The 12,200-nt window shown below is 58.6% G+C and carries 7 protein-coding genes and 3 pseudogenes; 8 read left to right on the plus strand and 2 right to left on the minus strand.

The window, feature by feature from the left end; translation table 11 throughout:
• Positions 1–12: 12 nt before the first annotated feature.
• From ACRYA2_RS21775 to ACRYA2_RS21785, 3 genes are read left to right on the plus strand one after another with little or no spacing between them, the layout of a single operon-like run.
• Entirely contained in the window at positions 13–3,888 is a 3,876-nt protein-coding gene (locus tag ACRYA2_RS21775) for an ATP-binding protein (protein WP_433633023.1), read from the plus strand.
• Complete coding sequence (locus tag ACRYA2_RS21780) at positions 3,885–4,772, plus strand: bifunctional DNA primase/polymerase (RefSeq protein WP_433633025.1); 888 nt, start codon at positions 3,885–3,887, stop codon at positions 4,770–4,772. The genes ACRYA2_RS21775 and ACRYA2_RS21780 overlap by 4 nt, the downstream gene beginning before the upstream one ends.
• A complete protein-coding gene (locus tag ACRYA2_RS21785) occupies positions 4,772–6,277 on the plus strand; it encodes a primase-associated protein (RefSeq protein ID WP_433633027.1) in 1,506 nt (501 codons plus the stop codon). Before ACRYA2_RS21780 ends, ACRYA2_RS21785 begins: the two co-directional genes overlap by 1 nt.
• Before the next feature lie 836 nt (positions 6,278–7,113).
• Here the strand turns inward: ACRYA2_RS21785 and ACRYA2_RS26685 are convergent.
• Entirely contained in the window at positions 7,114–7,476 is a 363-nt protein-coding gene (locus ACRYA2_RS26685) for a DUF8070 family membrane protein (protein ID WP_472850135.1), read from the minus strand.
• Positions 7,477–7,783: 307 nt separating this feature from the next.
• Here ACRYA2_RS26685 and ACRYA2_RS21790 point away from each other — a divergent pair.
• The 3 genes and pseudogenes from ACRYA2_RS21790 to ACRYA2_RS21800 form a co-directional block, all read left to right on the plus strand.
• Positions 7,784–8,211: pseudogene (locus tag ACRYA2_RS21790) on the plus strand (DoxX family protein).
• 10 nt (positions 8,212–8,221) lie between these two features.
• A complete protein-coding gene (locus tag ACRYA2_RS21795) occupies positions 8,222–9,070 on the plus strand; it encodes a VOC family protein (protein ID WP_433633029.1) in 849 nt (282 codons plus the stop codon).
• Positions 9,071–9,290: 220 nt separating this feature from the next.
• Positions 9,291–9,638 (plus strand): annotated as a pseudogene (locus tag ACRYA2_RS21800) (DUF6735 family protein); the annotation flags it as partial.
• Here ACRYA2_RS21800 and ACRYA2_RS21805 read toward each other — a convergent pair.
• A complete protein-coding gene (locus ACRYA2_RS21805) occupies positions 9,635–10,795 on the minus strand; it encodes a Fic family protein (RefSeq protein ID WP_433633031.1) in 1,161 nt (386 codons plus the stop codon). The pseudogene ACRYA2_RS21800 and the gene ACRYA2_RS21805 overlap by 4 nt on opposite strands.
• 316 nt (positions 10,796–11,111) lie before the next feature.
• Here ACRYA2_RS21805 and ACRYA2_RS21810 point away from each other — a divergent pair.
• A pseudogene (locus ACRYA2_RS21810) lies at positions 11,112–11,532 on the plus strand (DUF8025 family protein).
• A 367-nt stretch (positions 11,533–11,899) separates the two neighbouring features.
• Positions 11,900–12,190, plus strand: a complete 291-nt coding sequence (locus ACRYA2_RS21815; protein WP_433633033.1) for a DUF8069 family protein — start codon at positions 11,900–11,902, stop codon at positions 12,188–12,190.
• Positions 12,191–12,200 lie beyond the last annotated feature (10 nt).

Raw genomic sequence — 12,200 nt, forward strand, 5'->3', positions numbered from 1 at the left:
TCCGACTCGGACATGACTGTGGCGGGAGACGAGAAGGCAATGGGCGATGGAGACGACGTCTCACTCTTCGACCGGACGCCGCTCGCTGCCCGCTGGAGTGGCGTCGGCGAGCGGAGTCGTGATTGGATGACGCCGATCAAGCAGTACTCGCACGTCCAGGAGGAGGATACTCGTTCGGGAAATCCAGCGCGAGCACCACTTGCGGCGGCCGTTGAACGACTGACAGAGGCCACAGCACCCACCGCATTGCAGGTGTTGTTCACGCGATACAGCAACTGGCAGAAAGCCGCCGAAGGCCGGAAAAAGCAGATCGAGACCAAACATGACGGTGCCCTCCAGTCCGCACGAACCAGTTTGGCGGATATGCTCCATGGGGCCGACCAAGAACGCATTCGGGACAGGCGACGTGGTCGTGACCCACCTCATGTCGGCGAGAGTACCCGACAGACGTCGAGTGCAGCCAGTGGGGAGGTCGCATCTAGACAGGCACTCATCGACCAGAAAGGGCCTTCACAGACGTTTCTCGTGAACGTCCGGACGGTCGCCGTCCTTCCTGAGGATCCGGAGGACGCAACGAGGGCACAGGCAGCAAACAATATCGAAACCCTCGCAAATGCGTTCAACCACCTCGATGGCTATTTCTATCATCTCGACGGCAGTCGCGTCTCGAAAAGCCTGACCACCATTCGGGACCCTGCCAAGAAAGAGCTAAACCGACTAGTCAATCGTTCGTTCAACCAGTCCTCGATGGGGAAGCGTCGACCCCAGCTCATCCTGAACGCAGATGAGCTTGCGAACTTCGTGGCGGTGCCGAGCGCACAGACACTGACCACTGAGGGCTCGCGTGGCGCTCGTGGGAAGGAACGACTCCGCCAGCCACTGCCGCTGCCGGATCCGGATCTGCTCGATGCGTTCTCTGGAGCCGGCATGACGGTAGGGACGCCCCTTCGGAACCGGAACGAGTTCGTGGACGAGCCGATTCGGGTCCCACCGGACCTCCTGACCACAAGCTACATTCGGGCTGCGTCGACCGGGAGTGGGAAGTCAACAGCCGTGCAGACCGAGATGCTCTCACTCCACGAGCACGTTGACGGCCCGACCGTCTTGCTTGACGGAAAGGGTGACGGGATGGCCGAGAACTATCTCCACGCCCACTACGCCAAGAACGGAAGTCTAGACGACATCTACTATTTCAACGCGCCAGAGATGCTGCCGGCGGTCTCGTTTTTCGATATTCGCCCTGCACTCGCAATGGGCCGTTCTCGTGAGGATGCCGTCCAAGACAAGGTCGAGCATTTCCACGAAATCATGCGGCTCATCTTGGGCGAGGAGCGCCACGAGCAGGCGTATGTCGCCAATGAGATCCTCACCTTCCTCATCAAGGCACTCTTTGACCGAGAGTACGGCCAGGACGCGTTCAGTCTCGAGGATTTGATTCAGGCAGTCTTCCGGATGAGCCGGGAGAAGACACTACCTGAACTCTGTGAGGCGAACTCGCATATCGAGCAGTCGCTGGTTCAGAAATGCCAGGTCGACGACCGCCAGTTCCAGCAGACGATGGGCGCGGCGGCGAATCGCCTCGATAAGCTGGTTGAACACGAACACCTCTACCAGATGTTCACCCACGTCCCCGAGTGGGACACGGAGGCCGAGGAATACGTCGGGAACGCCTTCGACTTCCGCGAGTTCGTCACTGACGACGCCGTCATCCTGTTCGATCTCGGTGAGTTCAGGGCGGAATCACAGCACGCCCTGACGATGATCCTCTTGAGCAATCTCTGGGACGCCGTGCAGGGCCGTCGTGGCGGCGGCGAGTCGTTGACCGGAGGTAGCCGTCAGAACGGGAGTGACGCCGACGATACGATCGTGAATATGATCATCGAGGAGGCAGCCGCAGTCGCGACATCCTCGCTAGTCTACGAGCAGTTCATCCCCCAGGGACGGGCATTCGGCGTGAGTCTCGGTCTCATTATGCAGTACCCCGAGCAGGTCGCACAGTACAGCATGTCCGACCGGGCGTATACGGAGATTCTGAACAACGTCAAGACGAAGCTCATCGGGAATATCGCGACGGACGCGAAGCTCGCCGAGTCGATGGCCCACGAGAATCTGAGTACGACCGAGTTCCGGAACCGTGTGAGTCGCCTCCCGGCCGGTGAGTGGATTGCCCAGTTACCGAGTCCGCACTTTGGGGAGACGGGCCCGGCGCCGTTCTCACTTGCATCACTACCGATTCCCGACGGCCACCCAGAGAGTGAGGCGCCGCTTTCAGGCGACGACCAGTATCTCTTCGAGGAACAGCAGATCCCCCGAGTGATGCGGCGAACGCAAGACGAGTGCAGTTTGCCGGGTCGGACGAATCAACTTGCCCGCAAGAAGGTTCGGGAGACGCTCGACGAGGTCGGCGACGACGCCGATGGCGAGCCTGCAACGGTGAGCGGGAGCACAGCGGCCGCTGGAGCGGCCAACGGCGGCACCACATCTGATTCCCCTTTCTTCGGCGTGGATGGCGCCAGCGGCGACACAGACGCCTCTACGGAGGACGAGACAGTGACCGCGACGGCCGACCCTCCATCCAATACTTCATCGAGTGAGGAGCGGGATATCGGGAGCGCGCCCATGTTCGGCGCTACTGGGGACGACCTGCAGAACCCCGAGGAAAGAACACAATCCGCGTCTGCCGAACAGGCACCGACAGCAACACACGAGGACCATAACAACGATTCAGACGCCCAGACAACGGACTCGGGAGACACACCAGCATCATCGAGTGAGGAGTCCCTGCCCCGGCACGTGAGTTACGACACGGATGCAGAGGGCTACGTCTGTGACCTCTGCGGATCCGAATATCTCACGTCTGAGGAGCGAAAGGCCAGTGCATGCTGCCAGTTCACGTCGAAAGACGACGTTTTCGTCGCCGCTCGCCGAGCGCGGAACACAGCCGAAACCTCTAGTGAATTTTTCACTCGTCTCGGGAACATCACCGAGCATGCTGAGGAGTACGGCATCGAAGTGACGATTCAGGACTTCGCCTCCCTCGATGCGTCCGCCGATGAGTCCGGCGTCGCTCCCAACGGTGGGTCAACGGAACTATCTGAGTCGGAGCATACCCAGCACGCAGAGCCGTCAGACCCGCCTCGCTTCAGGGAGGCCACGACAGACATCCCGGATGACACACTCCGGGCCGAAGGTGTGACACGCGACGAGGCGGCGTTTCTCGGTCTCGTGCTGGATGCGATGAACCACCAGCTAGAGGAGTATTCGCTCCTGGAGAGCATGACCGACTTCGAGAAGTCCTTTTCCAATCTGGATATTGAGACGCTCAAAGACAAGGAGTTCCTCGAACAGCACCGCTCGTTCCGCCAGAAGTACTACACCGTGCTACCGGCCGGGCGAACGTTCCTCGATCGCACGCTCAATTGCAGTCCCGGTGTCGGAGATCTCGGCGAGAAAACGCCACACAAAGCAGGCGTTGCATTCCTCGAGGCTTGGCTTGTTCAGCAGCAAGATGACGTCGAGTCGACTGAGCGATACTTCGAGTATGACTCAGAAACCGTCTTTGACGTCGCGGGATTCGACGCGACGGACGACCTCTGCTGGGTCGGCGAAGTGGAAACGAAGAGCCATAATCTCAATGCCGCGGTTTCGGACTATGAGAAGCTTGCGAGCGTTGACGCGAAGGCGGCCTGGGCGTTCGAGGATCGAGAGTTGAGCCTCGACGTGATCGACGCGCTCAGTGACGCTGGTCGAATCGACATCTCGCTGAATGCAACTCAGCGACGGACCGTCAGCGCGCTTCGGGCAGCCATCAGCGACTACGACCTCCCCGGGTTGACGGCTCTGAACACGTTCCGGAGTCTCAAAACGGAGGTTGATCACGAGCCGTGACTGAGAAGTGGCGAGAAGCAACTCGTGCGGAGCTCCACACCTACTACACAGAGACGTTTCCGGACCAACTCGACGCACTCCCATCATTCATCACAGCTAGTGGACCGAAGCAGTACGCTATCGCCTTCCGCGAAGCATACCCGATCCGGACGCAGAACGCTCCCCATCGAACGTTCATCCGCCGCGATACCTGGCAGACCAGTAACTCCAGTGATCGCACGGTCCAACAGTTCGATTCAACGGAGGACCTCATCAAATTCATTCAGCACCCTGCACGCTACGACCCAGCCCAGGGGAGCGACTACGCGCTCGCCGATCCAGATGTACTCGACCGTCCGGAGCCACGCCCCGACGCCGTCTACTATGCACTCGATCACTGGGAGCGACCCTGGGTACTCGCGGTCGATATCGACGCGAAAGATATTGCGGCACACCGCGCTTCCAGTGAAACCACTGGTGAGACCGACGATGGTGAAACAGCACAGCTTCGAGCCGCGGGTATCCTCGATAGCCCACCCAAGGGGTATCCCTACGCGTTCGAGGATATCGAGCAAGCGCTTGCGTACGGATTTGCGGTTCAGGAGATCTTCGAGGACGACTTCGCGGCCGAGGAGACGATGGTCGTCTACTCAGGGCAGGGCTGTCACGTCTACCTGCTCGATACGGATCGCAAGCACCGCTACGACGAGCAAAGTCGCGAAGTGATCAACGACCTGCTCCTCGATGAGTATGAGATACCTATTGATCCAGTGGTTACTGCGGACCGCCGCCGGGTAATGCGGCTGCCGTACTCGCTACATGCTGACGTCTCGCGTGTCGTCCAGCCCATCGACGATCCGGGATTCGACTTCCGAACCGAGGCGACGCCCGACTTCCTTGACTAATGAGCCGAGACACGCCTACAGACGATGAGTACACGGCGTATCGAGTCGCAGCACTCCCACGAGACAAGGGGAAATTCCAGCTCACACAGTTGTTCGAGCGTGGGTATCAACGGTGGACGGTCGATGATGAGCAACAGACGGAGAAGATGCTCGCAGACATCGAGCGGTTCACTACCGACGCGTTCGCCCCGAGCACACGAAAGCAGGCCGCCGAACGCCCCTATGCCGATGATCCGGGAGCGCTTGCAGTTCTCACGACGCTCGGGGCGGTCTGCATCATGGATCATCCGAAACTCGCGGATACGCCACCCCGGCATCTCGCTCCCCTCGGTGATCTTCGCGAACTCTACGTCAACAATATCGCCTCCCTCGTCCGAGAGTACGAGGACTGGTCGCTCCACCAAGAGATCGCCGAAACCCTCTACGCAAAAGAGCCCGAGGAGGACGGCGTCCATCCGGGCCGTGTCTGTACGGCCATCACGACAAAGCCCGAGCTCGGCGAGGGGTACTATCTCGAGATCCCGCTTGTCGCCGCCTCACGGAAATGTCTGGCCCGTGCAGATGGCGACGAAGAGAAGCAGGGCGAGATTCAAGCCCACGTCGCAGACAACCACCTGTACGTTCCCGTCTCGGATTTTATGGAAAAGTACCGCGAGTACGCCGAAGACGCTTTTGGACGCCTGCTCGCTGTCCAAGAAGAGGCGCTAACTCCAGAACAGCGGAGCTGGCTCACTGCGAACGAATCCGCAATCACCGACCGTATTGACCGGTTTTTCCAGGCCGGGCAGACTCACCGCGTGTGGGAGAACTGGAGCCGGCAGAAGCGCGATCTGCTGACGATCATCAACGCTATCTCCACCGCAGACGATGACATCGCCCAGCTCGGTGAGACGCAGACTGCACGTGATCTCTACAAGGCGGTTGACATGTACGACCCGGACCGAACGTGGGAACAGCAGGTGTGTGAGTCTATCTCTTCACCGCGAAGTCTCGGCACAGTTCTCTCGCAGAACCGTGATCATGCGAGCGTCACCGTCGAGAACGCCCGCTTGAATCGGTACACGCTCACCGAATACAGCGACGGTGCCCAACCGCTTCACATTGACGAGCTCGAAGATTTGTTCGAGTTGCCCTGTATGGCGGCGATGGACGACCGCCTCCAGGAGAAGAAACCCGTCCGAAAGGACCTCTTCAATCTGGTACGGATGGCGTGGTGGCTTCCCCAGTACCGGGACGCGAGTATGGTAGAATTCATTAGTGACGTGAAAGACCTGTTTTCGCGGTGGCCCTGGTACGACGAGGAGGTGACTGAGTACCAGATCCGGTACGAACTCACCAACGACATTGGCGGTGAGATCCCCCTTCCGATGAATTGTGCGAACGATGATATGCAGCGGTACTGCATCGGGCGCAACCAGTGCCCGTACTCGATCTATGGTAGTCTCCCCTTCCCTGACGAGATGTATGAGCAACTCGATGACCAATCTATATCGACGACCGACTGAATGCAGATTTCCCTGGCTATATAAGGAATCGTATATGAATCCAAGAACCTCACTAGGCAGTGTGGATTCGTCGAATCTGAGGCTGGGTATAACTGCTCTACGTCCTCATATCCGTCGTCTTAGCGATTTCCGCTCCTCGATCCTGAGGTTGGATTAGTAACATAAAGTCACAGTGCCTCAGGTTGGATTAGTAACACTATCGTTCAGAGCACGACTAAGCTCCGTATTGCCGTGTTTGAGGCCCTCTAAGGCTGTATTTGTACTTCTGCCCCTCCGATTTCAGTCTTGAGGCTGGATTCAACGGTCTCAATCCAGCCCTCAGCTACTATCTGCACTTCTGCATCCGTCAAATCGGTATTCGTACCTCGGAAATCGTCCAAAGGAAGGGTGGGGTACGAAGTGTGAGTCCGGTGTGTTGCAAGGAGGGGATTCAGGGAGGGCTGGAGTACAGGCGGAAGTTAGAAAACTATCAGCTGCGTATAACACAGTGGGCGCCGTAGTCGAGTAGTGAGATGGAGGGAAACAGGGGGAGGATACGAGTCGAGGATGCGTAGACAGATGTGGATCGCATAGATGTAAATTGAGGTGCCCCATTCAGCGCGAGACAGTTTTCAGACTGCGTATAAATTCGGAAGGGGAGCTAATTCGTCCCCGTCAAGTAGCCGGTGTGTTGACCGTCGGTGAGACAGTACCCTCGCTGTATCCAGCACGGTATTTCTGACAGCGACTGGGGAAGTCATCGCACTCATGCTCAATAGAAAGCGCGTATTCAGCAAACAGTCACTGTTCGCTCCGGTCTGTCAGTGACAAAATAGCTGGTCGGTCGTGTCCGTCTCTTACTGTAATCCCGAGCGAAAGAAGGTGAGGACAAGAACTGACCAGAGGACCAGTCCTAGCCCATAGAAAAGCAGTACCGTACGAGTGTCAAAGTCCGCCGGGGACGGATGGAATTGGTTCTCCTCGGTCATCGTCCCGCTAATCGCTGCTTCGTCTGCACCCTCAACGAAGGTCGGTCCCGTCGTGATGCTCGCTGCGCCTCCGAGTATTACTAACAGTAAACCTACACCTGCGGCAACGACTGTATAGAGTCCCGAGTAAGTCAGGAAATATACGCAGCCGACCGTGATAGCTCCCGCAATAATAGTATAGAACGCCAATCCTCGAGTGATCGGTCGAATGTCCATAGACGAACTTATCATTTGCTTCCTATTACTTTTGGGTTGTTGTAACTTGAGCCGCCAGTGGGTGCTATCCCATCTCGAATAAAGCGTGTTGAACCTATCCTCTGTATCTCGCACGCCGGATCTGTCATCGACTGAGGGTTATAACAGAGCCGTATCAGTCTCCATATGGACCTGAGATAGAGGAGTGTGTCCACAGCGCTGTTGTTCGCGCCGACGAAGGGTGACGGCGCTCAGCAGTCACGATCTTTCGGATTGACCCCTGGCGTGCGAGGGGCTCCGGTCAGCTGAGTGCAGTCAGTGAGTACTTCCATGTCGACGTTCAGTGACTCCGAGCCCGCGACAGCATCGTCTTGGCGGTCTCGCCTTCCTGGTGGGCCGACTCGTCTTCGGCGTCTTACTCGGATTCATGGGGCTCAATCACTTCACGGGCCTCGACGGGATGAGCGGCTAAGCCAAGGCCAAAGGTATCCCAGCCCCCGGTTCGCCGTCATCACATCTGGCCTCATGCTCATCGCAGGCGGGCTTTCCATCGCACTCGGTGTCTACCCACTCGTCGGTGCGGCAGCGATCGCGCTGTTCTTCCTCGGCGTGACGCCAGTCATGCACGACTTCTGGACGGTGGACGACCCCGAACAGCGCCAGTCCGAGATGACGGACTTCCTGAAGAACGCCAGGCTCTTCGGCGCAGCGCTTGTACTGGTTGCAGTTAGTGGAACCGCCTGGCCGTACGCGCTCAACATCGGTCTCTAAGATGTCCACCATGACCACGCCATCGGATACAGACACGCTCCCGCAGGGGACACGCATCGGTCGAACTGCACTCCGCGTCAACGACCTCGACGAGCTGACCGGGTTCTATCGGGATGTCGTTGGCCTCAGTGTGCTCAACGAATCCGAGACCCGTTCGGTGCTCGGTGTTGCTGACACCCCGCTACTCGTCTTGGAGGGCGATGCAGACGCACCCACACGGCATCGGTCAGGCGCCGGACTCTACCACACTGCCTTCAGAGTGCCTTCGCGAGCGGCGCTCGGTGACGCGCTGGCTCGGATACGGGACCACTGGCAACTTGGCGGTGCATCCGACCACTGGGTGAGCGAAGCCCTGTACCTCACGGATCCGGAAGGGAATGGCATCGAGATCTATCGCGACTTCCCACGCGACGAGTGGCCGCGCAGCGACGACGGCCGGGTTCGGATCAGCACGGAGCCGCTCGATCTCGATACTATCGAAGCCGCGGCCACAGGGAACACCCAGGCCCCTCCCGGAACGGATATCGGACACATCCATCTCGAGGTCTCGTCGCTGGACGCGTTCAGGGACTTCTACGTGGACACTCTCGGGTTCGAGGTGCAAACGACCGTGCCCGCCGCGTCATTCGTGTCCGCCGGTGGCTATCACCATCACATCGGGGCGAACACGTGGCATCATCGGACGAGCCCAGTGAGCGGGCGTGGGCTGTCGTGGTTCGAGGTAGTCGTCCCGGATCAGGCTATGCTCACCGATGTTCAATCGCGACTGGAAAGCAGCGCGATTCCAGTGACCGAGACAGATGGCGGTCTCATCGTTCACGGTCCTGACGAGATCGAAGTCCGAATTCAGGTCGAATAATCCGCCCTGTAGTCTAGATAGAGACGGCATTATTGTCGTAGTAGGAGGGGCCTCACTTTCGTGAACCGCATTAGAGGAAGCGTCGTAGCCGCAGTTTTCGGGCCTCTATTCAATCCAGCCACGTCGGAAGAGATGGCTGCCCGTCCTGCCAGCGAATCGATCCCAATGCTGCAGGCAGTTGCTGGAGTCGGTCGTCGAGGACGGCGAGTGGGTGCGTATCTACCTCCACCACGAGGCGTTCTTCGTCGTGTCGCCGACGTTCGAGGTGACCGCGTATCGAACAATCTGGTTCGGCCTGCAGTACGACTCTGAGACGATTGAGCAGGGCGAAGCTGCCGGGAACGGCGCGCTCGCGACCGTAGGCTGGTACGACGGTGAGCCGGTCGGCGACGGCCACCTGACGGGCCAGTTCTAGGTGCTCAAAGATGTCGTCGGCGACATGATCGACAAGGGTGTCTTCACGCCGTCGACTGCGAGACAGTATCTAAAGCAGAAGCTTGCTGAACGGGTCGGGGGTCGACAGGAGTTGTTCACCCCTACGTCGACAGATAACTCACGTAGCTGCTAGTGATTGTACGGTTCGACGATTGCAAGCACGTCAGCCGCTTCGTACCGGCGGTTCCGTTGTTGGCCGGTCGTCTCACGCAGAATATTGTCGTCCCATAAGTGCCGGATTGCTTGGTTGACAGCTGGCTGTGACCGATTAAGTGCCTCTACCGCCTGGGGCTCCGTGAGATACGGGTGTTCGATGATGAAATCGATGAGCTCGTAGATGACGACGCCCTGCCCTTGGTACTGCTCTCGATATTCGTCATGCAGCGCTAACAGGTCGCGAGCGACCGTGTAGGCCTCGTGACCCTGTTCGGCAATGGCTTGCACGAAGAACGATATCCAGTCTGTCCAGGCCCCGTCACGGCTCACAGCGAGGAGTCTGTCGAGGTAGGCATCACGGTTCGCGTTGAAATACGACGACGGGTAGAGGTAGGGGCCGGGCAGCAGATCCCACTTGTAGAGAGCCAACATCACGAGGAGGCGACCAAGCCGCCCATTTCCGTCCTGAAAGGGGTGGATCGTCTCGAATTGATAGTGAATCAACGCCAAGTCAACGAGCGGCGCGTACGTCGGCCCCGATCGGATGTACTGAAGCAGACTCCGCAGAGCGTACGGAATACTCGCCGGTGGTGTCGGGACGAATCGTGCCTCACTGAGCGGCGTGCCCGGTTCGTCGATGCCTACGAGATCTGTGCGAAACTCCCCTGGATTCTTCTGCTCCCCACGAGCACCCTGCAACAGAATCTCGTGTAGCCGGCACAGTAAGTCGCGATCCAGCTCCGCACCGTCACGGAGGGTTTCGATCCCAGTCGTAATCGCCTCAACGTAGTTTTGTGCCTCCGTGATATCAGCCCGTTCCGTCTCGGTTTGACCCGGCTCTTCACCGGCTTCTCGCCGGTAGATATCCGAGAGCGTCAGCCGCGTCGTCGTCTCGATGTTCGAGGAATCGACAGCCTCGCGGTGGATGAGCGGGCTCAAAATGACTTCTGGCGAGTCAAGCCACGTATCCAGATCAGAAAGCTGGCCCACGGCGTACATCGCATTCCCGTTCTCGGTAAGGAGGTCATGGGTCGCGTCAAAATCCGGCGGGAGCGGATCTGGACTAAAGGCGAAGATCCCATCAACCATCTCAACCTCGCCAGGAGGGCTCTCAGTAAAGTCCTCAGGCTTCATTATTATCTAATATCCACCCCTACCCCAATATAGATAACGGGATGTGAGTTCCCCTATCCAAACGACTTCTTCGGCCGGTTTAAGATAGATTCGAGCTGTGATGGCTGTTCTACGCACCAAGTTCTTTGTCAGTAGATTTCTGTGGAGTGGCTTGTCTCTGTAGTCAGGACCGAGATTATCAAGCGTTTCGCGTCCCAATTGGTGAATCACCGTTCGAGAAAGCGAGCCGGAACCATTCCTAGATCGAACTGCCTCGAGGCAGCTACTGTTTTTCAGAGGCAGGAACGGGTGAGCCCCGCCGTAGGTTCGTGATTTGATGACTATACACGTAGACGGCGATCCGTTTCACGACTGTGAGTTTGACTCCGAGGCGATCCTCGGGACACACGTTCGAAGACGTCCTGTTCACCGACGGCATGGAGACGCCGGTGAACGTGTTGACTGGCAAGACACCGGCGCATTCGCAAGGGACCGTCGAGGAGGCGAGGGAATTCGCTGCGAGTATCGACACGGACACGCCCCAAATCCCGCTACCGGCCTCCGTCGAGATGCAGATCGAGACCCAAAGCGAACCCTACACCGCGGCTGCATTCTTCCACTTCGGGGCGACTGGCTCGCTCGAACGCCACCGCGCCTACCACGCCGCCTACGAAGCGGACGCGTTCGCTGTCGACTTCGAGGCCGACTACGAGTCTGCTGACCTGACCATCACTGTCGAACGAGTAGACGAGTCCTGAGAATTGCCTGCTGTGAGAAGGGATTTTTCGAGCGCCGGCGATGGGTGCTGGCGCAGCAGGGACAAGCGAGCAACGGTGCCGGTGCGTCGACGCGTTCGCTACCCTGGTCCATGAGATGGGCGACGGCGTCCTCGCGCGTGAGCGTCATCGTCAGTCCCCGCTCTGTCGAAGTACTGCTTGAGATGATCGAGCGCAGCTTCCTCGCTGGAGTTGACCGGCGTCCGAGAGCTCTCCATTACGAAGAGCATGGAGATCTCCGGATTTGACGATTGTGACGTAGCAGTATCGTGACGATCCAGCAACAGGAGGGTTTGTCTGCGCCAAGAGGCGCGAGGCGCGCTCACAACTGTGCCTCACGTAAGTTCCCATGACCGATCTAGACATACTCGACGACTCTGTAGACGATCACGAGCGGCTCGAAGCCGAACTCGTTGCCCAAGACCGGGATGCACCCCGGGTTTCGATGGCGGACATCGACGAGACGCTGGCGCGAAAGCTCGTCAGTGACCTCGTCGACGACGGTGTGGTGATGGCGGTCGCCGGGCAGCGAGTGCTGGTTCACGAGCCAAGTGGCGAAGCTTTCGACTCGATTCGACAGCTAGCTGTCTTTCATCGTGGCTGGTCGGCTGGCCGCGACGCTGGTATGGAGGACGAGTAAGCTACCACGG

Source organism: Halomicrococcus pelagicus (genome assembly GCF_050954125.1).